The sequence below is a fragment of the Emcibacter nanhaiensis genome (genome assembly GCF_006385175.1).
GTDB classification, from domain to species: domain Bacteria; phylum Pseudomonadota; class Alphaproteobacteria; order Sphingomonadales; family Emcibacteraceae; genus Emcibacter; species Emcibacter nanhaiensis.
Map to the genome: position 1 here is coordinate 45,962 of NZ_VFIY01000018.1, position 25,017 is coordinate 70,978.

25 protein-coding genes are annotated in these 25,017 nt (G+C 57.8%); 3 read left to right on the forward strand and 22 right to left on the reverse strand.

Annotated features, from left to right (window positions below; translation table 11 throughout):
• Positions 1-4 precede the first annotated feature (4 nt).
• From FIV46_RS14280 to gor, 13 genes are all read right to left on the reverse strand, one after another.
• Positions 5-901 carry a S1 family peptidase gene (locus FIV46_RS14280; RefSeq protein ID WP_139941607.1) on the reverse strand — a complete coding sequence of 299 codons (897 nt, stop codon included), beginning with the start codon at positions 899-901 and terminating at the stop codon, positions 5-7.
• Positions 902-912: 11 nt separating this feature from the next.
• Positions 913-1,326: a DUF350 domain-containing protein gene (locus FIV46_RS14285; protein WP_139941608.1), complete on the reverse strand. Its 414-nt coding sequence runs from the start codon at positions 1,324-1,326 to the stop codon at positions 913-915.
• A 183-nt stretch (positions 1,327-1,509) separates the two neighbouring features.
• Positions 1,510-1,764, reverse strand: coding sequence for a hypothetical protein (locus tag FIV46_RS14290; protein WP_139941609.1), 255 nt, complete (start codon positions 1,762-1,764; stop codon positions 1,510-1,512).
• Positions 1,758-2,045 carry a hypothetical protein gene (locus tag FIV46_RS14295; protein ID WP_139941610.1) on the reverse strand — a complete coding sequence of 96 codons (288 nt, stop codon included), beginning with the start codon at positions 2,043-2,045 and terminating at the stop codon, positions 1,758-1,760. Before FIV46_RS14295 ends, FIV46_RS14290 begins: the two co-directional genes overlap by 7 nt.
• Positions 2,046-2,063: 18 nt before the next feature.
• The gene (locus FIV46_RS14300) at positions 2,064-2,294 is read right to left on the reverse strand and encodes a hypothetical protein (RefSeq protein WP_139941611.1); all 231 of its coding nucleotides are present in this window, start codon (positions 2,292-2,294) and stop codon (positions 2,064-2,066) included.
• Positions 2,295-2,395: 101 nt separating this feature from the next.
• Entirely contained in the window at positions 2,396-3,013 is a 618-nt protein-coding gene (gene rpsD, locus FIV46_RS14305; RefSeq protein WP_139941612.1) for a 30S ribosomal protein S4, read from the reverse strand.
• A 170-nt stretch (positions 3,014-3,183) separates the two neighbouring features.
• On the reverse strand, positions 3,184-3,990 hold the full coding sequence (locus FIV46_RS14310) for an RNA methyltransferase (RefSeq protein ID WP_139941613.1): 807 nt from the start codon (positions 3,988-3,990) through the stop codon (positions 3,184-3,186).
• A gap of 3 nt (positions 3,991-3,993) precedes the next feature.
• Entirely contained in the window at positions 3,994-4,716 is a 723-nt protein-coding gene (locus FIV46_RS14315) for a thioesterase family protein (protein WP_139941614.1), read from the reverse strand.
• A gap of 1 nt (position 4,717) precedes the next feature.
• A complete protein-coding gene (gene cysS, locus FIV46_RS14320; RefSeq protein ID WP_139941615.1) occupies positions 4,718-6,049 on the reverse strand; it encodes a cysteine--tRNA ligase in 1,332 nt (443 codons plus the stop codon).
• Entirely contained in the window at positions 6,046-7,383 is a 1,338-nt protein-coding gene (gene gltX / locus FIV46_RS14325; RefSeq protein WP_139941616.1) for a glutamate--tRNA ligase, read from the reverse strand. The genes cysS and gltX overlap by 4 nt, the downstream gene beginning before the upstream one ends.
• 26 nt (positions 7,384-7,409) lie before the next feature.
• Positions 7,410-9,107, reverse strand: coding sequence for an NAD+ synthase (locus FIV46_RS14330; protein ID WP_139941617.1), 1,698 nt, complete (start codon positions 9,105-9,107; stop codon positions 7,410-7,412).
• Between the two features lie 20 nt (positions 9,108-9,127).
• On the reverse strand, positions 9,128-10,507 hold the full coding sequence (locus FIV46_RS14335; RefSeq protein WP_139941618.1) for a class II 3-deoxy-7-phosphoheptulonate synthase: 1,380 nt from the start codon (positions 10,505-10,507) through the stop codon (positions 9,128-9,130).
• A gap of 135 nt (positions 10,508-10,642) precedes the next feature.
• Positions 10,643-11,995 carry a glutathione-disulfide reductase gene (gor, locus tag FIV46_RS14340; RefSeq protein ID WP_139941619.1) on the reverse strand — a complete coding sequence of 451 codons (1,353 nt, stop codon included), beginning with the start codon at positions 11,993-11,995 and terminating at the stop codon, positions 10,643-10,645.
• Positions 11,996-12,147: 152 nt separating this feature from the next.
• Between gor and FIV46_RS14345 the strand changes: the two genes are divergently transcribed.
• Positions 12,148-13,662, forward strand: coding sequence for a DUF945 family protein (locus FIV46_RS14345; RefSeq protein ID WP_139941620.1), 1,515 nt, complete (start codon positions 12,148-12,150; stop codon positions 13,660-13,662).
• Positions 13,663-13,665: 3 nt separating this feature from the next.
• Here FIV46_RS14345 and FIV46_RS14350 read toward each other — a convergent pair whose 3' ends face one another.
• The 5 genes from FIV46_RS14350 to glmU form a co-directional block, all read right to left on the reverse strand.
• Complete coding sequence (locus tag FIV46_RS14350; protein WP_139941621.1) at positions 13,666-15,489, reverse strand: tetratricopeptide repeat protein; 1,824 nt, start codon at positions 15,487-15,489, stop codon at positions 13,666-13,668.
• Between the two features lie 43 nt (positions 15,490-15,532).
• The gene (locus FIV46_RS14355; protein WP_139941622.1) at positions 15,533-15,922 is read right to left on the reverse strand and encodes a type II toxin-antitoxin system VapC family toxin; all 390 of its coding nucleotides are present in this window, start codon (positions 15,920-15,922) and stop codon (positions 15,533-15,535) included.
• Positions 15,919-16,176, reverse strand: coding sequence for a type II toxin-antitoxin system Phd/YefM family antitoxin (locus FIV46_RS14360; protein ID WP_139941623.1), 258 nt, complete (start codon positions 16,174-16,176; stop codon positions 15,919-15,921). The genes FIV46_RS14355 and FIV46_RS14360 overlap by 4 nt, the downstream gene beginning before the upstream one ends.
• 79 nt (positions 16,177-16,255) lie before the next feature.
• Positions 16,256-18,082 carry a glutamine--fructose-6-phosphate transaminase (isomerizing) gene (glmS, locus tag FIV46_RS14365; protein WP_139941624.1) on the reverse strand — a complete coding sequence of 609 codons (1,827 nt, stop codon included), beginning with the start codon at positions 18,080-18,082 and terminating at the stop codon, positions 16,256-16,258.
• Positions 18,083-18,108: 26 nt separating this feature from the next.
• The gene (glmU, locus tag FIV46_RS14370) at positions 18,109-19,437 is read right to left on the reverse strand and encodes a bifunctional UDP-N-acetylglucosamine diphosphorylase/glucosamine-1-phosphate N-acetyltransferase GlmU (protein ID WP_139941625.1); all 1,329 of its coding nucleotides are present in this window, start codon (positions 19,435-19,437) and stop codon (positions 18,109-18,111) included.
• A gap of 165 nt (positions 19,438-19,602) precedes the next feature.
• Here glmU and gph point away from each other — a divergent pair, with 165 nt between their 5' ends.
• A complete protein-coding gene (gene gph, locus FIV46_RS14375) occupies positions 19,603-20,277 on the forward strand; it encodes a phosphoglycolate phosphatase (protein WP_139941626.1) in 675 nt (224 codons plus the stop codon).
• Here gph and FIV46_RS14380 read toward each other — a convergent pair.
• The 4 genes from FIV46_RS14380 to FIV46_RS14395 are packed head-to-tail and all read right to left on the reverse strand — an operon-like array spanning position 20,274 to position 23,040.
• Positions 20,274-21,344 (reverse strand): nucleotidyltransferase domain-containing protein, encoded by a 1,071-nt coding sequence (locus FIV46_RS14380; RefSeq protein ID WP_139941627.1) that lies wholly within the window; start codon positions 21,342-21,344, stop codon positions 20,274-20,276. The two genes, gph and FIV46_RS14380, sit on opposite strands and share 4 nt — an antisense overlap.
• The gene (locus tag FIV46_RS14385) at positions 21,337-22,227 is read right to left on the reverse strand and encodes an HprK-related kinase A (protein WP_181163252.1); all 891 of its coding nucleotides are present in this window, start codon (positions 22,225-22,227) and stop codon (positions 21,337-21,339) included. The genes FIV46_RS14380 and FIV46_RS14385 overlap by 8 nt, the downstream gene beginning before the upstream one ends.
• A 49-nt stretch (positions 22,228-22,276) precedes the next feature.
• Positions 22,277-22,576: an HPr-rel-A system PqqD family peptide chaperone gene (locus FIV46_RS14390; protein ID WP_139941629.1), complete on the reverse strand. Its 300-nt coding sequence runs from the start codon at positions 22,574-22,576 to the stop codon at positions 22,277-22,279.
• A 47-nt stretch (positions 22,577-22,623) separates the two neighbouring features.
• On the reverse strand, positions 22,624-23,040 hold the full coding sequence (locus FIV46_RS14395) for a hypothetical protein (RefSeq protein WP_139941630.1): 417 nt from the start codon (positions 23,038-23,040) through the stop codon (positions 22,624-22,626).
• A 425-nt stretch (positions 23,041-23,465) separates the two neighbouring features.
• Here FIV46_RS14395 and FIV46_RS14400 point away from each other — a divergent pair, with 425 nt between their 5' ends.
• A complete protein-coding gene (locus tag FIV46_RS14400) occupies positions 23,466-24,773 on the forward strand; it encodes a sensor histidine kinase (RefSeq protein ID WP_139941631.1) in 1,308 nt (435 codons plus the stop codon).
• The last annotated feature ends 244 nt before the right edge of the window (positions 24,774-25,017 follow it).

Below are 25,017 nucleotides of genomic sequence, written 5' to 3' on the forward strand. Positions count from 1 at the left end.
ATCGCTAATTTGTGCCGACGATACACACAACCTTAGCCACTATAAGTTTTTTCCTGAGAAAGGCGCCGGCCTGCGCAAATGCGCGGCTATTGAGGTCCGGCAAAATCTCTTCCGTGGCAGATTCCGTCACACGCCCGGAGGGAAGGCCGCGACCTTTCATGAGTTCCAGCACCGCGCCCGGCTGAGAGCTGTAGGACCTGCCGCGCCGCACCGAACCCGCCACATGGATGCCCGCCACATGGCCCTGCCGGTCAAGGATCGGACCGCCGCTGATGCCGCCGAGCGATCCCCCCACCGCAGGATTACGGATTTTCTCCGCCCAGACCAGCACCGGTTCCCTTCCGAAGCGGCTGCCCTGGGTCACCATGGTGCTCTGGCCGATCAGCCGGGAATAGACATCGCCCGGCTCGCCCCTGGGAAAGCCGAAATGAAAGCCCTCCTGGTCATATTCGGAACGTTCCGCTCTCAAGGCCAGGGCGCCGAATCCTTTGGCGGTGGACAGCAGGCTCACATCCGCAGTCGGATGCACCGCCAACACCCGGGCGGCGAAGGCCTGGCGGTCGTTGACCATGACCAGCAGCCGTCCGCAGCCCTCGGTCACATGCCGGGCCGTGATCCAGTAGCCTTCGTTGCGCACCGCAAACGCCGTGCCGGTGGCGATCGAGTTTTTCTTTTTCTCCTCCGCCTGGATCAGGATTACCGGACTGTCCGGGGAAGGCCGCCTGATCCGCCCCTGCCCCGCGGGCGGCGTCTGGTCCGGCACCGGAGTTGTGCGGGGACGCGGCGCCGGCGCCATTGGTGGCACCGGTTCCAGGCCGTTGTCGCCACCAGGCTTGGACAGTTCACCGCCAATGACGACAATGAACAGCAGGAACAGGGCGAATTTGGTGGACCAGTTCATGGCATCCCGGCTCAGACGGCAATGGCCGCCGCATTGAGGAGGGCGACGGAGATCTTGCCGGCAAACAACAGCAGCGCCGGGCCGATCTCGTTGTTCTCGATCCGCCGGCCCAGGTTATCGATCACCAGATTGGCGACAAAAAAGGCCAGGAGTTGAATCACCAGGATAACAACACCCCAGATCAGGATATCCCACAGCGACACGCTCCCGGCCAGGCATACCGCCAGCGGGATGGCCAAGCCGAGGATCCCGGCGGACAGCGAGATCGCCGCCGCCACATTCCCCTGGCGCACCAGTTCCAGTTCCCGGTAGGGTGTGACTTTCTCATAGATATAGACCGCCGCCACCAGCAGGAGTACGGCGAGGCCAAAGTGGGTGATAAAATAGGGAAAGCCGATGATCAGGCTGTCCAGTACTGCTTGCATGATATGTCCCCGATTGTTGAGGAAGCTATCTTAGCGTGCTGGACGGTCCGGGCAATAAAAAAGCCGCCCGGTAAGGAGCGGCTATCCAGAAGAAGGACATTGTTTGGAACTTCTGTGTATTTGAAATCTGTATTTTAAAGCCTGCGATAGGACTACGATCTATGATAAAAGCTGGAACAGCAACTATTTATGGCAACTTCCCATTACCTTACTAATTGCCTCTTTAGCTCCATTTAAAGTGAATTTTGCTGTAGATTTCTCAAATTCATAATCCGTTAGCCTGATAATCACAGTCTCTTTTCCTTCGAGTAGTGCTTTTACAAAGGGACTCTCATAATCATTTTTAAATAGCAGCGTTTTAGAAGGTCTCATTAAAACAGTGACTGATGGTTGAGAGTCAACTCGATATTCAAAATTACCTTTTGTAGCCCTTACCATATTTCCAATATATTTTCCCGTTGAGACTTTATATTCAAAATAATTATTGCTCCCGCAATTAATCGCAATGAATCCGTTCTTAAGCCCCCCTCTGCGACAACCAATGCCGTTTCCAATATTTCATCAGTAAATTCATCGACATTTTTTACATATTGCCAACTCTCAGTGTTCAGCGCATCTTGTCCATGCACCACATTGGAAAAAAACAAAAGAACCATCACGATCACTTGCTTCATTAGCTTTTCATAAAGTGAAAAGGCAATAGTCAAAGTCCTCTTCATAATTTCTCCCTCCTTAATTTATTTGTTGTCATCAATCGCTGTCTTTATTTCTTGCCAAAGCGAGTTATTCTTAAACCTCTCATACAACTCATCCTCTGTAACTGATACTTCGACAGGATTCACTCCATCACGCAGTACCCTTACTCCCTCGTTCTCACGTCTCAACGTCAATGTTCCGTCAGCATTCTTGTAGATAAATATTTCTTCCTTACTGCCCATATGATGAAAAATTTGCTTGCGATCGCTCATATCTTATCTCCCCAAAAGAAAAAGCCGCCCAGCACAACGCTGGACGGCTTCTATTATTTACTTCTAACGGAAATACTACAAGTAGAAAGAATCTACCTGGATTAACGTGAGTAGAACTCGACGATCAGGTTCGGTTCCATCTGCACCGGGTAAGGAATTTCATCCAGAACCGGCTGGCGCAGGAAGGTCACCTTGTGGCCGTTGTCTTCAACGGACAGATATTCCGGAACGTCGCGCTCGGCGCTTTCCAGACCCTGGACCACCATCGGGATCTGACGTGATTTCTCACGGATCTCAATCACATCGCCCGGCTGTACCTGGTAAGAAGGGATATCCACTTTCTGGCCGTTCACTCGCACATGGCCGTGGCTCACGAACTGACGGGAGGCAAACACGGTCGGGACGAACTTGGCGCGGTAGACAACAGCGTCCAGACGACGCTCCAGCAGACCAACCAGGATCTCACCGGTGTCGCCTTTCTGACGGTCGGCTTCCTTGTAGATGCGTTTGAACTGTTTTTCAGTGATGTTGCCGTAGTAGCCTTTCAGCTTCTGTTTGGCGCGCAGCTGAATACCGAAGTCGGACAGTTTGCCGCGACGGTTCTGGCCGTGCTGGCCCGGGCCGTATTCGCGTTTGTTGACGGGAGACTTCGGACGACCCCAGATGTTTTCGCCCAGCCGGCGGTCGATTTTATATTTGGCTTGAATTCGTTTTGTCATTTCTCGAATCGCTCTGTTAAAAGTTAAAAATCAGCGCCACAGCCCCGATTCCGGCTCATCCGGAAACAGACTGTGCAACCCGGGATCTTCCCCCGAGTCATTCACGATGGGCGGAATATATAGGGATGTATCTGAGAGTCAACGGTAAAAGGCGGGAAAAACGGCGAAATTCAGCCTTTTTTTCCCTTCGCCGCCTTTTCCTTCTGCCACTCGGGGCCGCCGCCGGTGGCCAGCGCCCGGATTACTCCGCGCAGCGTCCGGACTTCTTCCTGGGTAAAGCGGGCCCGGCTCAGCATATTGCGCAGGTTGCGGACCATGGTCGGACGGCGCTTTTCATGACGCAGGTAGCCCGCCTCCAGAAGTTCCCCTTCCAGGTGATCAAACAGGCCCTGCAGTTCCTCGCCGGTGGCGGGGGTGGTTTCCAGCGTCGGGGTATATTCCTCCGGCGTCTCGTCCCCGGCCTGGAACCATTCATAGGCCAGCAGGACCACCGCCTGGGCCAGGTTGATACTGGCGAAGGCGGGATTGAGCGGCACCGAAACAATGGCGTCACAGGGGGCGACATCCTCATTCTTGAGGCCGGCTTTTTCCGGACCGAACAGCAGGCCGACCTTGAGGCCGTTGTCCACCTGTTCCCGCATCACCGCGGCGCATTTGCGCGGGGTCAGGATCGGCTTGACCATATCCCGCATGCGGGCCGTGGTGGCATAGACATGGTGCAGATCCTGGATCGCGTCCGCCGTGGTGGCATAGACCCGGGCGTTTTCCAGCACCACATCGGCGCCGGCCGCCGCCGGCCAGGCCGCGTCATTGGGCCAGCCGTCGCGCGGCGCGACAAGGCGCAGGTCGGTGAGGCCGAAGTTATACATGGCGCGCACCGCCTTGCCGATATTCTCGCCAAGCTGGGCCCCGACCAGGATGATGGCCGGGCCGTTTTCATGCAGGATTGCGTTCTGGGTACTGTCTGTTCCGGCCATGGTCTAATCGATCTTAATCCACAGGCACTTGGCGGCGGCCAGCAACTCGCCGTCCTTGGTATAAATGGCGGTGCCGGACAGCATCTTGCGGCTTTCGTCCCGTTTGATCGGCCAGCTGATGACGATATAGTCCTCATCCATGTCCAGCTCCCGCTCGAGCACCAGCTTCTGGTTGGCGATCAGGGCCTTGTCGCCGGGCTCGAAGATGGCCCAGGCGCTGGGGCAATCGAGCACCGCCGCCATTTCGTGCTGGGATATTTTGTCACCGGTGAGGTAGAGATGCGGCCGCCACACGCAGGCCAGCACGCCGTCGTCGCGGCCCTCGACCGCACCGGACATCAGGTGCGCGGCGTCATGGATATCGCGCTTGTGACCGCAGATATAGCATTCCGGGAACGGGTTATGGGGCGGGAACCAGGGATGTTTCTCGGCTTCCAGCGCCTGCTCATAGGTCACCGGCGCCGGGATATCGGCCAGCACCAGGTCCGTGTCGTCGAATTCCTCGCCCTGCACGATCAGGGTCTCGCCCTGCATCAGGCTGGATTTGCCGTCCTTCAGCTCCATGGTCAGAGTGGTTTCCATGGGGATCGGCTTGAACAGGTTGACCTGGGCCGTGACCGGATAGGGCTTGCGCAAAGCTTCCACGGCAAGGCCGATGCTATAGCCGCCGTTGGCGCCGAACGGCGGGCCCTGATATTTTTTATCGATGATCAGTTGTTCAGACATGCTATTGCCTCTCCCATGTCGTGCCGTCAGGTCCATCCTTGAGGATCACACCCTCTGCGGCCAGTTCATCCCTAATCCCATCGGCGCGACCGAAGTCCTTGTTTTTCTTGGCTTCTGCCCGTTCCTCAATCAGCTTCTGAATATCCTCGTCAGAAATCGCGCCTTCGGCAACCTCTACCTTGAACCAGTCCGGGTCTAGCAACAGGCCGAACAGGTTGGCCGCCGCTTTCAGGGCGGAAGCCTTCTCTTCTTTGGCCAGCGCATTGAGCACGGCAATAGCCTTGGGCGTATTCAGATCGTCACGCAACGCTTCGAGGAACTCTTCCGGAATATCCGCATCGCTCGCTTCCACGCCTTCGGTCAGGCGATACCAGCGATCAAGCTGTTTCTTGGCCTGCTCAATCCCGGAGCGGCTGAAATCGAGCGGCTGGCGGTAATGGGCGCTGAGCAGCGCCATGCGGATCGCCTCGCCCTTCACCCCCTCTTCCAGCAGCTCGTGCACGGTGATAAAATTGCCCAGCGACTTGGACATTTTCTCGCCTTCCACCGTGAGATAGCCGTTATGCATCCAGTAATTGGCCAGCGGCGCGCCGCCGTGGGCGCAGCGGCTCTGGGCGATCTCGTTCTCATGGTGGGGAAAAATCAGGTCGAGCCCGCCGCCATGGATGTCGATGGTCTCACCCAGCACATCCTCGATCATGCAGCTGCATTCCAGGTGCCAGCCGGGCCGACCCCGGCCCCACGGGCTGTCCCAGCCGGGCTGGTCCGGGGTGCTCGGTTTCCACAGCACAAAGTCAGTGGGGTCCTTCTTGTAGCTCGCGACCTCGACCCGGGCCCCGGCGATCAACTCATCGAGGGTGCGGTTACTGAGCTCGCCATAATTTTCCATGCTCGGCACATTGAACAACACATGGCCGTCGGCTTCGTAGGCATGGCCCTTTTCGATCAGGGTCTCGACCATATGGATCATCTGCGGGATATACTGGGTCGCCTTCGGCCGTTCGTCCGGCAGCTCCGCATTGAGCGCCCCCATATCCTCTTCATAGATGCGGGTATATTTCTCGGTGATGGCGGAAATATCCTCGCCCGTCTCCTGGGCCGCGGCGATGATCTTGTCATCGATATCGGTGATGTTGCGGGCATAGGTCAGCCTGGGATAGTCATGGCGCAACAGCCGGGCCAAGAGGTCGAACACCACCACCGGCCGGGCGTTGCCGACATGGGCGTAGTTATAGACCGTCGGGCCGCAGACATACATTTTGACGTGATCGGGATCGAGGGGTTTGAATTCCTCTTTCTTCCTGGTCAGTGTATTGTAAATTTTCAAACTCATGCCGTTTCACCCCGCAGTCGGTTGACCAGCTTATCGCGGCCGATCAGCGGCAGCAAGGGCGCCATTTCCGGGCCGTGATCCATGCCGGTGATGGCCTGGCGCAGCGGCAGGAACAGGGCCTTGCCCTTGGCACCGGTGGCCTCCTTGATCGCTGTGGTCCAGGCTTTCCAGCTGGTCTCGTCCAGCTCACCCTCGGGCAACAAGGTCAATGCTTTGGTGGCGAACTCTTTATCCCCGATAATTGGCACGACCGGGCCGTTGACCAGCCGCGCCCAGTCCTCCACATCCCGCAGCCGGCTAAGGTTTGGCCTTAACGTTTCCCACAAAGCCTTTGAAATACCGCCCATTTCCGGCCGATCCTTAACCTGCTCATAATCAGTCATATGCAGGATCTTGGCATTCAGCACTTCCAGGTCATGGGGATCGAATTTGGCGGTCGAGCGGCTGTAGCTGGAGAAATCAAAACTCTCCACCAGCGGCGCGAGCGAGGTATAGGGCTCCACATCCACACTGGACCCAAGCCGGGCCAGCAGGCTGTTGATGGCCATGGGCTCAAAGCCCTCTTCTTCGCGGTAGCTTTCAATACTGGCGGTGCCGAAGCGCTTGGACAGCCCCTCACCGCCCTTGCCGGTCAGCAGGCTGAAATGGGCATACTCGGGGGTCTTGCCGCCCAGCGCCTCGAATATCTGGGTCTGGACCGCGCTGTTGGTGGCATGATCTTCGCCGCGCATGATGTGGGTGATGCCATACTCGATATCATCCACCACCGACGGCAGGGTATAGAGATAGGAGCCGTCCTCGCGGATCAGGATCGGATCGCTCAGCGCCTCCAGGTCGAAACTCTGGGGCCCCTTGACCAGGTCCTGCCATTCGACGCGGGCCGGCAGGTCGAGCTTGAAACGCCAGTGCGGCTTGCGCCCCTCCACCTCATAGGCGGCGATCTGCTCCACGGTCAGCTTCAGGGCTTCGCGGTCATAGACTGGCGGCTTGCCCTGTCCCAGTTTGATCTTGCGCTTAAGGTCCAGTTCCACCGCGGTTTCATAGCAGGGATAAAGCCGGCCGTCGGCCTTGAGCTTTTTCGCCGCCGCGTCATATTTCGCCATGCGGTCGGACTGGCGGAAGCTGTCGTCCCAGTCGAGCCCGAGCCAGGTGAGGTCGGTCTTGATCAGCTCGGCAAATTCTTGCGTTGAGCGTTCCCGGTCGGTATCATCCAGGCGCAGGATGAACTCGCCCCCCTGCTGGCGGGCAAACAGCCAGTTGACCAGGGCGGTGCGGACATTGCCCACATGGATTTTGCCCGTGGGGCTGGGCGCAAAGCGTACTTTTACAGTCATTTATATCCCTCTGGCCCGAGTATTCCTCAGGCGTCCAGATCCCGCAGGCGCGCGTTGCGGTATCCATTGGTAATCGGATAGCGCCGGTCACGGCCGAAGTTACGGCGGGTGATTTTAACCCCCGGGGGTGACTGACGCCTTTTATATTCAGCGACATAGAGCAAATGCTCGATCCGCGCAACCGTTTCTGCGTTATGGCCGCGGGCGACGATGTCGCGGAAGGCCATTTCCTTTTCAATCAGGCACTCGAGAATATCATCCAGAATGTCATAGGGCGGCAGGCTGTCCTCGTCCTTCTGGTCGGGACGCAGTTCGGCGCTCGGCGGCTTGGAAATGATATTTTCCGGAATCACCTGGCCGTCCGGGCCCAGGGCGCTCACCGGATGTTCCTCATTGCGCCACTGGCACAGTTTAAAGACGTCGCTTTTGTAAATATCCTTGAGTACGGAATAGCCACCGCACATATCGCCATAGAGGGTGGCATAACCGACAGACATCTCCGACTTGTTGCCGGTGGTCAGCACCATATAGCCGAACTTGTTACTGATCGCCATCAGCAGCATGCCCCTGAGGCGGCTCTGGATATTTTCCTCGGTAATGTCCGGTTCGGTGCCGGCAAACTGGCCGGCCAGCATGTCGTCAAAGGCATCCACCGCCGGGACGATGGGGATATTGTCGATGCGCGCGCCCAGCATCTCGGCGCACTGGGCCGCATCGAGCAGGCTTTCCTGGCTGGTGTATTTGGACGGCATCATCACCAGATGGACCCGGTCGGCGCCGAGCGCATCCACCGCCACCGCGGCGCTGAGCGCACTGTCGATGCCGCCGGACATGCCGAGGATCACGCCGGGGAAGCGGTTTTTTTCCACATAGTCCCGCAGCCCCAGGATCATGGCCTGATACATGGCGGCAAAACCGTTACCGGCTTTGCGGATTTCACCCTTCTCACAGACCCAGCCCTCGGGCGTTCGGGTCCAGTCGGTGACGGTCAGGTCCTCGAGCCAGCTTTCCACCTGGACGGCGATATTATAGTCATTGTTGAGGACAAAGGAGCCGCCGTCAAACACCAGTTCATCCTGGCCGCCGACCTGGTTCACATAGATCAGCGGCAGTTCGCTTTCCTGCACCCGCTTCAGGGCCAACTGCAGGCGCTCGTTATATTTGCCGCGCTCGTAGGGGGAACCATTGGTTACCACCAGGATCTCGGCGCCGGTTTCCGCCAGGCATTCGGTCACATCCGGATACCACATATCCTCGCAGATCACGATGCCGAGCTTGACGCCGCGGAAATTGACCGGTCCCTGCAGCGGGCCCTCGTCAAAGATGCGCATTTCGTCAAACACGCCGTAATTGGGCAGGTCATGCTTGTAGCGCAAGGCCGCGACCTTACCGCCATCCAGCAGCAGGGCCGCATTATAGAGCTTCTGGTCTTCCGGTTTTTCCCCGTCCGCGGTCCAGCAGCAGCCGACCAGCATGGCCGGACCGCCGTCGGCGGTCAGTTTCGCAAGTTCCTCGAGCTTGCGCATGGCCTGGCGCTGGAACACCGGCTTCAGCACCAGGTCTTCCGGCGGATAACCCAGCAGGATCAGTTCACCATAGACGACAAGATCAGCCCCCTCGGCCGCCGCCTTGTCCCGGGCCTCGATCACCTTTTGGGCATTGCCCTCCAGATCACCAACGGTGGGGTTCAGGGTCGCCAGCGCGATCTTGAGGCTGTTTGTCATCGGTAAACCTTACTCAGTTGTCAGGAGGCCTTCTTTTCTTCCGCCGCCCGGGCGTCGCGTTCATCCTTCAGGCTTTCGGCAATCAGGAAGGCAAGCTCCAGGCTCTGGCTGGCATTGAGGCGCGGGTCACAATGGGTGTGATAACGGTCGGCCAGCTTCTCGTCGGTAATGGCTTCAGCGCCGCCGGTGCACTCGGTCACATTCTGGCCGGTCATCTCGAAATGAACGCCGCCGGCGTAGGTGCCTTCCGCGCGGTGGACCTGGAAGAACTTCTGTACTTCCCGCAGCACCCGGTCAAACGGACGGGTCTTGTAGCCGCTGGTGGACTTGATGGTGTTGCCGTGCATCGGGTCGGAAGACCAGACCACAGTGCGGCCTTCCTGCTTGATGCGGCGGACCACCGGCGGCAATTTGTCTTCGATGATCTCGTCACCCATGCGGCAGATCAGGGTGATGCGGCCGGCTTCATCCTGGGGATTCAGCTTGTCGAGGATACGGATCAGCTCATCCATGTCGGTGGCAGGGCCCACCTTGAGGCCGAGCGGGTTTTCGATCCCGGACAGGAATTCCACATGGGCCTCGTTCAGCACACGGGTGCGGTCGCCGATCCACAGCATATGGCCGGAGGTGTCGTACCAGCGGCCGGTGGTGCTGTCGGTGCGGGTCATGGCTTCTTCGTACCACAGCAGCAGGGCCTCGTGGGAGACATAGAAGTCAGTGCCCTGGAGCTGGGGAATATCGGCATTGACGCCACAGGCTTCCATGAAGCGCAGCGCCTCGTCAATGCGGTCGGCCATATCCTGGTAGCGGGCAGCGGCCGGGCTGTTGGAGACGAAGTCCAGGTTCCACTGGTGCACCTTGTGCAGGTTGGCGTAGCCGCCCTGGGCGAAGGCGCGCAACAGATTCAGCGTTGCCGCCGCCTGGCTGTAGGCGCGCAGCATGCGCTTGGGATCGGGAATACGGGCTTCGGGGGTGAATTCGATGCCGTTGATGATGTCGCCGCGGTAGCTGGGCAGTTCCACATCGCCCTGCTTTTCCATGTCGGCACTGCGCGGCTTGGCGAACTGGCCGGCCATGCGGCCCACTTTGACCACCGGGCAGCTGGCGGCAAAGGTCAGGGCTACGGACATCTGCATCAGCACACGGAAGGTATCCCGGATATTGTCGGCACGGAATTCGGCAAAGCTTTCGGCGCAGTCGCCGCCCTGCAGCAGAAACGCCTTGCCGGCAGCGACCTGGGCCAGCTGCTCTTTCAGGTTACGCGCTTCACCGGCAAAAACCAGCGGCGGGGATTTTTTCAGTTCAGCTTCAACAGCCTCCAGCTCCGCCTGGTCGGGATATTCCGGAACCTGCCGGATCGGCTTTGATCTCCAGCTGTCAGGTGTCCAGTTCTTGGTCATCTTCAATTCCATTCACATAATTCAATTCAAAAAAGTGGCACTTCAGGCCATTCATATAAGCCCGTTCGGGCTCGAATGCCAGCACAAACCCCGTATTATAGCAATTTTTCACGGGGCGGTCACAATTGAACCGAACTACTTCATCAGCACGAATTCCTCGGCCGAGGAGGGATGCACCGCCACGGTGCTGTCGAACTGGGCCTTGGTGGCGCCGCATTTGAGGGCAATGGCCACGCCCTGGATGATTTCCGCCGCATCCGGACCGATCATATGGGCGCCGATCACCAGGTCGGTGGATTTCTGCACAATCAGCTTCATCAGCGAGCGTTCTTCCCTTCCGGCCAGGGTATATTTCATGGCCCGGAATTCGGAGCGATAGACCTGGACATCGTCTGCGCCGAATTTCTCGATCGCCTCTTCCTCGCCGTAGCCCACGGTGCCGATCGGCGGCTGGGAGAAGATCGCGGTCGGGATATAGTCGTAATCGACCGTGGTCGGCGTGTCATTGAACTGGGTCGCGGCCAGCGCCGCCCCTTCCTTGATGGCCACCGGGGTCAGCTGCACCCGGTCGGTGACATCGCCGACGGCAAAGATATTGTCGACGCTGGTGCGATACTGCTCATCGACAATGATGGCGCCGTTTTTCTGCATCTTGACACCCAGCTCCTCGAGCCCGAGACCCCTGACATTGGGCACCCGGCCGGTGGCATACATCACCGCCCCGGTCTCGAGCGTGCTGCCGTCGGTGAGGCTGAGACTGAGGCCGCTGTCTGTCTTTTCGATGGCGGTGACATTGGTCTCGACGCGCACATCAACGCCTTTCTTGCGCATTTCTTCATAAAGCTTGTCGCGGATTTCCCGGTCAAAGCCGCGCAGGATCTGTTCGCCACGATAAAGCAGCGTGGTCTCGACGCCGAGGCCGTTGAAAATGCCGGCGAATTCCACCGCGATATAGCCGCCGCCGACCACGGTGATTTTTTCCGGCAGTTCCTCGAGATGGAACGCCTCGTTGGAGCTGATGGCGTGCTCGATGCCCGGCACCTCCGGCATCTGCGGCCAGCCGCCGGTGGCGATCAGGATTTTATCGGCGGTGACAGTGCGGGTGCCGTCCGGACCGGTCAGTTCCACCGTATGCGCGTCCAGCATTTTGCCGCGGGCCTGGATGACCTCGACCCCGGCATTATTCAGGGTCTGCAGGTACAGGCCGTTGAGGCGATCAATCTCGTTGTCCTTGTTGCCGACCAGCGTCAACCAGTCGAAGGAGGCCGCTTCCCGGCTCCAGCCGAACCCGGCGCTGTCGGCAAAATGACCCTTGTATTCGGAGGCATAGACAAACAGCTTTTTCGGCACGCAGCCGCGGATCACGCAGGTGCCGCCGACCCGATAGTCTTCACACAGGCCCACTTTGGCGCCGTAGGAAGACGCCATCCGGCTGGCGCGCACACCGCCGGATCCCGCCCCGATTACAAAAAAGTCATAGTCGTACATTATTGATTTCCTGCTTTTGGTTTTTGTTGCCAACGATCTCTGAAGATTGGTCTTATCATAAAATTATCAAGTGACTAAGGGCAAGATTGGGCTATAGTCACAATAATTTGATCCGCCGCACAAAGGCGGACTGTCCTAAGCGGGGAATATCCATGAATAAAAAGCGCATTATCTGGGCCTCTGTCGGCATCATCCTGATCATTATTTTCGCCCTACTGCCCAAATTTTTCGGCAACCTGGCCCATGAAAAAATTGAACAACAGGCCGCCACGATATCGGAAATGCCCGGCTATGCGCTGACCATTCTTGAATATGACCAGGGCTGGTTTTCCTCGGAAGCGCTGATTTCCTATGGCCTGGACCAGCACACCCTGGAAATCCTGGAGGACTCCGACGACCTTGACGAGGCTGACAAATTCCTGCTGGAACTGTTCCGCCACGGCGCCCGCTTCCGGGTGAACATCGCCCACGGCCCCGTGACCTTCCAGAACGGCATTCATTTCGCCCTGCTGACCCTGGACAGCAGTCTGACGGAGTTTGAGGCCGACGCCTACCAGGCGTTTCACGAAAGCGCCGGTGTCGACAGTTTTCTCGAGGGTACCGCCGCCGTCTCCTACTTCGGCACCCTGAGCGCGGATGTTTCCAGTCCCGCCTTCACCGCCGAGATCACCCCCCAAAAAGGCCCGCCGGCCACCGTCAAATCCGGCGGCTTCACCTCCCATACAGAGTTTAACGCCGACCAGACCCATTATGACCTGGAGGCCCTGCTGAAAAGCTTTTCCCTCGAAGCCGGCGACACCGTCTTTGACCTGCAGAATATTGCCGTCACCGCCAGCGGCGACCGGCTGAACGACTATATCTGGCTCGGCACCGGCAGCAGCACGATGGAGCGCATTTCCGTGACCGCGCCGGATGGCGGCACCGTAACTATTGAAGGCGTGGACAGCACCTACACGACCGACAAAATGACCGAGCAGACCCTGTCCTTCGACCTCAAACTTTCCACCGGCGGCATTTCGGTTTCTTCCAAGGCACCGGTGCCCAATGACGTCACTTTCAGTGACATCAAGCTTGATGCCGTGATCCGTAATATGGATGTGGCCGGGCTCACTGAATATGTCAAAGGCCTGTCCGAACTGGAAATGGACATCACCGGGGACATGGAACAGGACCAGGCTGTTTTTGAGCAGAAGAAGAAAGAGCTGATTTCCTCTGCCGGACTGAAGCTGGTGCTGGCCTCGCCGGAGCTTGAAATCAGAAAGCTGAGCCTGAAATTTAGCGACGGCAATTTCGCCGGCGTCGGCCTGATGAATGTCAATGCCGAGGGGCTGGAGAAAGTCGATGCCGACCTGCTGCCCAAGATCCTGGCCCAGCGGCTGTTCCTAGACAGCGAAGTGACCTTTGACCAGGCCCTGGCCGAGCAGTTCACCATTCTCGGCATGAAACAGCAGATGGCCGCCACCGGTATCGACATGAGCTTCATGCCGCCGGAACAGCTGCAACAGGCGGTCAGCGTGCAGACCAGCCTGATGCTGCAGGCTTATGTGCAGCAGGGACTGATCACCGCCGGGGAAGAGGAAAATACCTATCAGTCCCGCCTGCAGATCCGCGACGGCCAGCAGTTCATCAACGGCCGGCCGATCCAGCTGCCGCAGATGCCGCAATAGGCGCTACAGCGGGGCGATATCGCAGGGCGCGGTAACCCGGTACTGGTCCGAGAAGAAGGGGTTGGTGCCGTGCCAGGTGTAGGACGGGAAGAACACCTGCATGCCTTCCTGCGGCTTGATGATCTTGCGCGGTGAATTGTCGCCCGGGATATCAAGCCCGGCCTCGCCGAACTTGACCCAGCCCGGCTTGCCGCCACTCTCGTCTGACTGTTTGATCTCATCCGGCAGGGACACATAATAGGGTCCACTGATCCAGCCCTTGGGATGCATGTGGTTGGTATGGAAGCCCTCGCTTTTGAGGCGGCAGGACCATGACCCGCTGAATTTGATATCCCGGGTCAGCCGCCGCATCACCGGATGGCTGTCATCCTGCGGCAGGTCGGCGATATATTTCTGCGCCGCCCCATAGACCGCGTCGCGCAGCTTGCCGATCACCTCATGCCTGTTGTCATAGAGATGGCCAAAAGTCTGGGTGCCGCCGCGCAGGGTCTGGTCGAGCGGCTGGCGCTGCATCTTGTGCAAGGTGATCAGGGTTTCATGGAGATGCTCGTTGAACTCCTCGATCGAGCCATAGCCCGGCGGCACCTCAAGCTCAATACCGCGCACCAGCAGGTCATAATTCTGCAGCCAGTGTTCCCGCTCATCCCCCTGCAGCCGCCAGATGGTGCCGCGCAGGGCCCAGATGGTCTGTTCGTCCGGATTAAGGGCTTCCGCCGCCGCCAGCTGCCTCTCCGCCTCTTCCAGATCGCCTACATTGATCAGCAGCTTGGCATAGTCAATGTGATACTCCTCATCCTCCGGGGACTTGGCGACACAGGCCTCGAAATGCCGGCGCGCCTGTTCCAGCTCGCCCATCTGCCGGTAGGTGCAGCCATAGGCAAAGTCAATGTCCGGCGCCCCGTCATAACGGTCCCTGACCCGGTCCAGCATCTCAATCGCCCGATCCGACAGACCGGCGAGGTTAAGCCCCTCGGCATAGGTCACCGGCAGCTCCACCGCCTCCGGCCGCTGCTCCATCGCCCATTCATAGGAGCCAAGGAAGCTGTCCAGCTGTTCCGTTTCCCACAGGATATTGTTGAGGATCCGGTGGCTTTCCATATGCACGGGATCGATTTCCAGCAGCTTGCGATAGGCGTTGGCCGCCTGCTCGTTTTCCCCTTCCTCGTGCAGGATCGCCGCCAGATTCTGCCAGCTTTCCAGTTGCTGCGGATTGCGGCGGATTACTTCAGCGCAGCAGGCCTTGGCTTCCTCGAGCCGTTTCTCGGCCCGGAGCGCCCCGCCCAGGTTATGGATCGCCTTAGTGTTATTGGGGTCGAGCCTGACCGCCTGCTCAAACGCGCTGATCGCCTTGTCATTCTGCTGGCGCTTGCGGAAGGTAAGACCCAGGGCATTGTGATAACGGCTGTCCTTGGGATTGAGCTTCAGGGCTTCGCTGAGCTTTTTCTCGGCCTCCCCGTAGCGTTCCAGCGTGGTCAGCGCCAGGCCCCAGTTATACCAGGCGTCGGCGAAGCGGGGTTCCAGTTTGACGGCCCGGGCATACTGGGCGAGTGCCTCCTCCTCCCGACCGATGGCGCTCAGGAAGTTGGCATAGTTGCTGGAAATGGCCGGGTTTTTCCCGCCCTGTTTGAGCGCCTTCTGGAAATAGTCGCCGGCGGCCTTGTTATCCCCCGCGCGCTTGCGCAGCAGGGCGAGGAAATGCAGCGCGTCCGGCTGCTCCGGATGGGCGAGGAGCACCTGACGGCAGGCGGCCTCGGCCTCGACAAACCTGCCGGCCTGCTGGTGCTGGATCACGCTTTGCAGTTGCTGCTGGAGATTATTCTGAAACATGGCAAATTGTATACCATATTTCGGGGGAGAGGGAATGGGAATTTCATTTCAATCGAAAAGCAGGTTTTATATCCGTCCTGCCAAAATCATTGCCAACATAAAGCAATGGAATTTTGCGTCCCATGGCCAAGGCATAGGCGAAGCAGTCGCCGAAATTAAGTCCTGCAGGGTGCTGGCCCTTACCCCAGGTAGTGTAAGCCTGCTGCACTTGGCGCGCGACGGCGCCGTCAACGATGACAATCTCGACCCCCAGCGTAGAAATCAACGCCTCGGCTTCTTCACCAAGCCCGCGACTGGCGGCAACGATCAAAAGCTCGGACAAAGTTCCCGCCGAGATACACAGGTCATTTTCGGTAAGGCAATCGGATATCCTGTCCACCCCTTCTTCCCCCAGCAGCAAAGCCATAATCGCGGAGGTATCAACCGCAATCATCCGGGCATTCCTGTTTCGTCATACAGGAATTTGTCGGCCTCAGCGGCGGGAACGCCTTTGACGGCCTTTTCTTTCGCCCGGACCAGGATACTGTCCAGGGCCGCTCTTTTTTCTTCAGGCGTCTTTACACCGCTCACGGGCCGGATTTCCGCCACCGGCTTGCCGTGCTTGGTAAGCAGTATCTGCTCCCCTTCCAGCGCCGCATTGATCAGGCCGGACAGCTTACCTTTGGCTTCATGGATGGCAATTTTCATGAATTATCTCCTATCTGGTCCATTATATGGTCCTGATAGGAATAAAGTCAAGAAATATGGACCAATAAGTGGTCCAAAATTACTCCACCGTCACCGATTTGGCCAGGTTGCGGGGCTGGTCCACATCGGTGCCTTTGGCAACGGCGACATGATAGCTGAGCAGCTGCACCGGGATGGCATAGAGCAGCGGTGTGACGAACTCATCCAGCATGGGGAGCGCAATGGTGGCCTCGGCATCGTGGCCGTTGGCTTGTGAGCCTTCCTCGTCGGTGATGAAGATCACCCGGCCTTTGCGGGCAATCACTTCCTGCATGTTGGAGACGGTTTTCTCGAACAGCCGTCCGGTCGGGGCGATGACAATGATCGGCACCAGCTCGTCAATGAGCGCGATCGGGCCGTGTTTCATTTCCCCGGCGGCATAACCTTCGGCATGGATATAGGAGATTTCCTTGAGCTTCAGCGCCCCTTCCATGGCGATGGGATATTCCGGGCCGCGGCCCAGATAAATCACATCCCGGGCCTTGGACATGTCGTCAGCCAGCGCCTCGATGGCTTCGTCATGGTTCAGCACCTCGGCCATGCGGGCCGGTACTTCGGTCAGCGCATTGACCAGACGTTCTTCCTCGGCATGATCGATCTTGCCGCGCGCCTTGGCGACCGCAATGGACAGGCAGGCGAGCACGCTGAGCTGGCAGGTGAAGGCCTTGGTCGAGGCGACGCCCACTTCGGGACCGGCATGGGTCTGCAGCACGATGTCGCTTTCCCGCTCCATAGAGCTCTGCGGCACATTGACGATGGTCAGGATATGCTGGCCCTGGGACTTGGCGTATCTGAGCGCGGCCAAAGTATCGGCGGTCTCCCCGGACTGGGAGATGAAAATGGCGAGCCCGCCCGGCGGCATCACCGCCTCGCGGTAGCGGAATTCGGAGGCGATATCCACCTCCACATTGATGCGGGCCATCTGCTCGAGCCAGTATTTGGCGACCATGCCGGCGTAAAAGCTGGTGCCGCAGGCGATGATGGTCACCCGCTCGATGGCGGCGAGGTCAAAGGGAAATTCCGGCAATGTGGTGGTGCCGTGCAGCGGATCCACCATGGTGGCGATGGTCTGGCCGACCACGGTCGGCTGCTCGTAAATCTCTTTCAGCATGAAATGGCGATAGTTGCCCTTGTCGATCATGCCGCCGGACACGGAAGCGATGGTCACCGGCCGGATCACTTCCTTGCCGGTTTCGTCATAAATCCGCGCACTCTCGCGGGTCAGTTCGACCCGGTCGCCCTCTTCCAGGTAGACGATGCGGTTGGAAAGGTCCGAGAGCGCGATGGCGTCGGAGCCGAGATACATTTCACCGTCGCCGTAGCCGACCACCAGCGGGCTGCCGCGGCGGGCGCCGATCATCAGGTCGTCTTCGCCATCAAAGATAATGGCGAGACCGAACGCCCCTTCCAGCCGTTCAATGGCGGCCTTGGCCGCGTCACGCGGCGCCATGCCTTTGTCCAGCATGCTGGTGATCAGGTGGACGATGGTCTCGGTATCGGTTTCGGTCTCGAACACATGACCCTCGGCGGTCAGTTCCTCGCGCAGTTCGCGGAAATTCTCGATAATGCCGTTGTGCACAGCGGCGACGCGCGGGGTGGCATGGGGATGGGCATTGACTTCGGTCGGGGCACCATGGGTGGCCCAGCGGGTATGGCCGATGCCGATCACGCCCGGCAGCGGGGCGTCTGCAAGACGGGCCTCAAGGTTCTTGAGCTTGCCCTCGGCCCGGCGCCGGTCGATGCTTTTGCCGTCGAACAGGGTGGCGATGCCCGCACTGTCATAACCGCGATATTCCAGCCGACGCAGACCGTCGAGAATACGGGGCGTGACCTCTTCCTTGCCGATGATACCGATAATGCCGCACATTGCTTTTTATCCTCTAGATACTCTTTTTATTTCTTTTGCTTTTCACGAAACTTCAGGGCCCAGCCGCCCAGTTCCTTCTGGGTCGCCCGGGTCACCGCCAGCGCATCAGCAGAAACCTCGCGGGTCACCACGCTGCCGGCGCCGACAATGGCGCCCTCGCCGATGGTGACCGGCGCCACCAGCGACGTGTTGGAACCGATGAAGGCCCCCGCGCCGATGTCGGTTTTGAACTTGTTGAAGCCGTCATAGTTGCAGGTGATGGTGCCGGCGCCGATGTTGGCACCCTCACCCACCCGCGCATCGCCGATATAGGTGAGATGGCTGACCTTGGCGCCCTTCTCGATGGTGGATTTCTTCACCTCGACAAAGTTGCCGATCTTGGCCCCTTCGCCGATGTCGGCGGCGGGACGCAGCCGGGCAAACGGCCCGATTGACGCCCCTTCATGAACGGTTGCCCCTTCGAGATGGGAGAAACTGTGGATCTTGACACGGTCTTCCACCGTTACACCGGGACCGAAAAACACATTGGGACCGATCACCACATCACGGCCTACCCGTGTATCATGGGCGAAAAACACCGTGTTCGGGTCGATCAGGGTCACCCCGTCAGCCATAAACTGGTCGCGCTTGCGGCGCTGGAACACGGCTTCGGCCTCGGCCAGTTCCTTGCGGCTGTTGACCCCCATAACCTCGTCTTCATGGGCTTCGACCACGCTGCAGATCAGGCCCCTGCTGCGGGCGATTTCCACGATGTCGGTGAGGTAATATTCCTGGGAGGCATTGTCGTTGCCGACCTGATCGAGCAGGGTGAACAGCTCCCTGCCGTCCACCGCCATGATGCCGGAGTTGCAGAGATTGATCTGGCGCTGCTCGTCACTCGCATCCTTGTGCTCGACAATGGCTTCCAGTTCGCCGGCGTCATTTACGACCAGACGCCCGTACGCCTTGGTGTCGGCCGGACGAAAACCCAGTACCACAACAGAGGCGTCCCGACGCGCCTCGACCATGGCCTGCAAGGTCTGCTCGGTCAGCATCGGCACATCGCCGTACAGGATCAGCACATTGCCGTCGAAGCCCTTGAGCGCGTCCCGGGTCACCTGGACCGCATGGCCGGTGCCGAGCTGCGGCTCCTGGACCACAATTTCAGCCACATTTCCGACGGCCGCTTCGACCTGTTCCTTGCCGGCGCCGACCACAATAACGCGGCGCTTCGGGTTCAGCGGCTCCAGCGTGTCGATCAGGTGCATCAGCATGGGATGGCCCGCCAGCGGATGCAGCACCTTGTGGGTGTCGGACTTCATGCGGGTCCCCTTGCCCGCCGCGAGAATAATGACCGCAAGATCAGAAGAGCTCATGATTTTATATCTTTTTCCGTTATAACTTATTACAAATGACAGGGTCGGATCGTCATCCGTTATTGTCCCATTTTGGAGCAATGTGCCACAAGAACTTTAAAATTTATATAACCCAATTGTTTATTTTTTATTCCGGGTTATCTGTCAGGGATTAGTGTCAACTTTATGTCCAATAAACTGAACGCCGTGATTTTCGACCTGGACGGGACCCTTGTGGACAGCGCCCTGGACCTGACCGCCACCCTCAACCATGTACTGCATCTGGAAGGCCGCCCGCAGATCAGCATTGACGAAGTGCGCCATATGGTCGGCCACGGCTCCCGCGCCCTGATCATCAAGGGTTTTGATCATTCGGGCGAAGTGCCGCCGGAAGCGGAACTGGACCGGCTGCAGAAAATCTTCCTCGACTATTACAACGATCATATTGCCGACCACACCATCAGTTTTCCCGGACTGTGGGAGGCTCTGACCGAGCTGAAAGGCAGCGGCGTCAAGCTGGCGGTCTGCACCAACAAAGTCGAAGACCTGAGCCACAAGTTATTGAAATCCCTGGGCCTGGACGATTTTTTCTGTGCGCTGACCGGCGGCGACAGCTTCGACTATAAAAAGCCCGACCCGCGGCATCTGCTGTCCACGCTGGAGCTGATGGGCTGCGAGGTGGACGGCGCGGTGATGGTCGGCGATTCCGCCAATGACATTGATGCCGCCCGCAATGCCGCCATTCCGGTGATCGGCGTGACTTTCGGCTATACCCCGGTGCCGGTGACAGAGCTCAGCCCGGACCGGGTGATTGATCATTATGACAAGCTGATCCCGGCGCTTCAGGACCTTATGGATTAGTGCGTTTCGCCCCGAAGGCGGCGCAGAGACTTGGTCGCCAGATGTTTGACCAGCAGTCCGGCCGGCATGCGCAGCCAGTGGGACCGCATATAAAGGATCTTGGAGGCGATCTGGAACAGGCGGCTGGTCGGCGGTTTCATCACCAGCGGCACCATCCGGTCCATCATCCCGAGGACCAGGGCATTCGGCGCATAACAGCCGGTTTTTTCAAGAACTTCGCCGGGCACCGCCGTCCCTAGGATCAGTGCACAATAGCGCAGGCAGTAAAACAGCGGCCGGCCGAGCCCCAACTCGTCGGTGCGGTCCAGCAGCCGGTCCCAGAAACCCTCCATCCGGGCAAATTCCGAAATCATGTCATGCTGTTCCAGCAGGTTCCTGAGCGAAACCGCGATTACCCCGTCATGGAACAGATGCACGGCGCTGTGCAGCAGCATGTCTTCCGGCGACAGGGTATAGAGGTTGCCGTCGACCGGTTCGATCTCTGCCAGCAGTTTCAAAGCGTCCACCGTCAGGCGGCCGGTCAGCGGCAGAATGGTGTGGTGCACATCCACGGTCATGCCCCGGTCCGGGTGATAGAGCGGCGGCAGTTCGTGGGCCCATTCCCGGTAATATCTCTGGTCGTAATCATCCTCGACACTATGCACCCAGCCGGCATCCAGCAGCATCTGTTCCACCGTCTCCAGGTCTTTGCGGTCGACCATAATGTCCACATCGGAGCTGACCCGGCCTGTGGCGGCCGTGAGATCGCGGGCGATATAGGCCCCGCCCTTGAGCACGACAATCGGCTCTTCAAAACCGAACAGGGCGCGGCGGATCCGGTTCAGCTCCCACATCAGGCGCCGCTGGCGCGACTGGGCGTCGATCTCGGCCGACAGGAAAATATCCTGCACCCGCTCCGGCAGCCGGTCCCACAGGCCCTGGTCGCGGGCCTCTGCCGCCAGCCGGCCGGTCAGGCTGTTGACCCGGGCTTCATAAAGGCAGCTGTTCCACTGTGCAACGTTGAAGCCGAGCATCACCGCCGGGTCCTGCAACACATCAATGACAAGGGAGCCGCTGGTCTCAGTCATCGCCTGCCCCCGCCGTCTCGCTCATGAAGCGCTCGACCAGCTTGATGCCCTCTTCCAGGTTGGGATAGATGATCTCGCAGCAGGCGGCCTTGTCGGCGATTTCGGTCATGACCCGGAACGACCGCTCGCCGATGTCACCGTAGTTGGCCGAGGACATCACCAGTTTGAAGAACGCCATGCTGCGGGTGATGGGTTTGATTTCGGGCGTGGCGCCGGGCCGGAAAGAGGGCAGGATCACCGCCCCGGCCCCGGCCCGCTCATACATGCGGTTGATGCTCTCCGCCGGCGGGCGCATATAGCAGATGGTGCCCTTGGGTGTGCCATGATATTCCGGGCTGAAGGTGGTGCCGGGCGCGGCCCAGTCCTTCATCACCGGGATGGATTCATTTTTCAGCGATACCGGCCGCGGGTAAGGTACAAATTCCCCGGTATCGATATCGGCCAGGCCAAATTCATCGGAAAACAGCCGCCAGCCGGCGAAGGACAGACCGGCGGCCAGGGTGCTTTTGCCGCTGCCCGAGGCCGCCGGCATAATGACCACGCGGCCATTCTTTTCCACCACCCCGGCATGAAACAGGAGCAAATTCTTGCAACCGACGGCAATCTGCCAGTTAAGCCCCATTTCCGTCGCCACCATGCCCAGTTCCGCCGGCAGCGGGATAAAGGCATCCTTCATCATGGTATCGACACAGGCCTGGGGCTTGATATAGCGGCGGTAGAAATTACGGCCGTACACGCTGAGGTGGTTGTTGGCGATGGCCCCTTCCGGCCAGGCAGGATAGCCGCCATAAAGATGGCAGAATTCTTCCCGGATATTGGGGAACAGAATGCGGACCTGGGTGACGAACGGACCGACTTCGAGAGCCAGTCCCTGCGTCGTCATCAGTTTCCCCAACTGCCTGTCAGGAATTTCGGAAAGGTTGACAGTCTTTTTATTGGCCATATGTGGGTTCGATCAGTCCCATTTTGTCGAATTCGGCCATAGTCTGACGGATATTCAGCCGGATGTCTTCAGAAATTTTTTCTTCCATCACTCTTTCCAGTTCGTTGCAGACCTGGTCTAGTGTTGACGGCTTTTCCTCAATGATGGCAAGAATTTCCCGGGCGAAGATATTCATGGCCTGGGTGTGACCGGACCTTGGATCAAAGATGACATAGGCGTCATCCCAGTTTTTCCATAAAAAACCGGCTGTATCCCCGACACGGAATACAGCCGTTTCATATAAAGACATTTTATCTTCCACGGGTCAGGCGACTGATAAATATATCAGTGGTCGTGCTAGTTGCCGCCATAGAACGTCTTGTTGATATAATCAACGGCATCAACGGACTGCAGACAGGAACATTCATCGCCATTGTGTTTCTTCAGGTAATCCCAGTGATCTTCGTTGGAATCATCAAAATGCGCTGTCCGTTCCGGATGCTCATACTCGTGATCGGCAGACATCCAGCTCCGGTGTTCCCGGGGGATTTGAAGCTCTTCATTTCCCGCGTAGGACTTCTGTTTTACATTGGATACACAAGCTGCGCCGGACACTGCAATCCGGTTCGTCGCCATGGCATTTCCTGTGCTCAGGGTCAGGGCCAGCGGAGCCAGCGCAGCGCCGGTTTTCAGCACCTTACGGCGGGACTCTCTCTTCGCCTGCTCCTGCTCAGAAGCCTGGACTGCGGTGTTTTTACCTTTAAAATCTTCCATTTTACCAGCCTCTAGTGTTAGTTGCTGCATATACGATTGTCGAAAAAATATACAGTTTCAATAAATTCAAACCGATTTACGCTGCTATATGCAATATTCAGGCCACTTTATTTAAATCTTTAAAAACAACACCTTAGAAAAATATCTTTTTTAGGAACCTTAAAAACTGTTAAATATCCCGACACTTGTGGCTCAATCTGACACACCGGGACAGACATGATATGCCCTTCTACCATAAAATCATTAACAACTATATAGCTGTTCTGAAAAAACACTGGTACAAAGTCCGGAGTATTTTTATTATTTTTTTGTTACACAGGTGACAACTTCGCGGCTTGGAGATAACGTCTCCGGTCAGCTCTGAGGAAACAGCAATATTAAAGGTTTTCGCCACCAGATTTAAGGCGTTATCAAAAGGTTAGTCATTGGACCAGAAAAGTTCCTACAATTCCCCCCTGAACGAATTAAGACCGCTGATTTATTCCCTGCCGGTCGCGATTTTGCTGGTTGTCCTGACCTGGTTCGAAACCGTTTCCGTCGCCAACGCCATTATCATCACCGCCCTGATTTTTGTCAGCATGTTATACCTGAACCGGCGTTACGAAGAGGAAATTGCCGAGCTCAGGCGAAAAACCATTCTCCAGGAACATGAGAGCCGGGACACCCGGGCGTCGCAGTTCCTGCTGACCAACATCATGGAAAACCTGACCGACCCCTTCCTGCTGCTGGATTCCCGCAAAAGAATTCTGATGGCCAACAAGTCTGCCATCGATATGCTGGGGGCCGACATCCTGCGCAAGGATATCTCTCTGTTTATCCGCAACCCAGATGTCAACAATGCGATCCGCAAGACAATTCGCACCGGCAAAACCCATACGGTGGAATATATGCACGGCAACGTGGTACCGCGAAACATGCTGGTTCGCCTGCATGCCCTGGACATCCAGGGCAGTGAGGACAACCAGGAAAATAAACGCTATATCTTCCTGTCCATTTACGACATCACCCTCATCAAACAGGCGGAACAGATGCGGGTTGATTTTGTCGCCAATGCCAGCCACGAGCTCCGAACCCCTCTGGCCAGCATTCTCGGTTTCGTGGAAACCCTGCAGGGACCGGCCAAGAATGACCTGCAGGCGCAGGAGCGCTTTCTCAGAATCATGCACGATGAGGCCAGTCGCATGACACGACTGGTCGACGACCTGCTGTCCCTGTCCAAGATCGAACGGGAAGCCCACATCCCGCCGGAAGGAACCGTTCACCTGCCGACCCTGATCAACAGCGTGCTCGAAACCCTCGACATGCGGCTCAAGGAACGCAACATGACCGTCACTGTCAGCAATCCGGATAACGTGGGGAATATAACGGGTGATTTTGACCAGTTAACCCAGGTAGCCCAGAACCTGGTCGACAACGCCATTAAATACGGTCGGGAGAATACCGCCATTGACGTGGTGCTGAAAAAACACGTCAGCGAATTCCCCATCCACGAGGAAAGCGTGAGCATCGCCATTACAAACCGCGGCAACGGTATTCCGGCCGAACATATCCCGCGGTTGATGGAAAGATTTTACCGGGTTGATACGGCTCGCTCCAGGAGCCTCGGCGGCACCGGTCTGGGACTCGCCATCGTAAAACACATTATACAACGTCACAAAGGTCATATTTTGTTTGAAAGCGAAGTCAATGAATATACCCGCGTTACGGTTACTCTCCCCTACAAATCAGGATAATGCATTGATTATAAACAGTTATTAGACTGAACAAAAATATCATACACCGCCCCCGCCAGACTGTCACAAAACTTTAACAAAACTGACGCATATGAGTAATTGATGCTGCATACTGTCATCGCAAGTTATGGCAAATATGTATATCGGAATGGCCTGCATATCCTGTCAGGAGTGGGGGCGGAAAATACTCATCAAGCTGGAAACGGGACTTTCCATGCTTAAATTCGGAGATATAAAAGTGCTG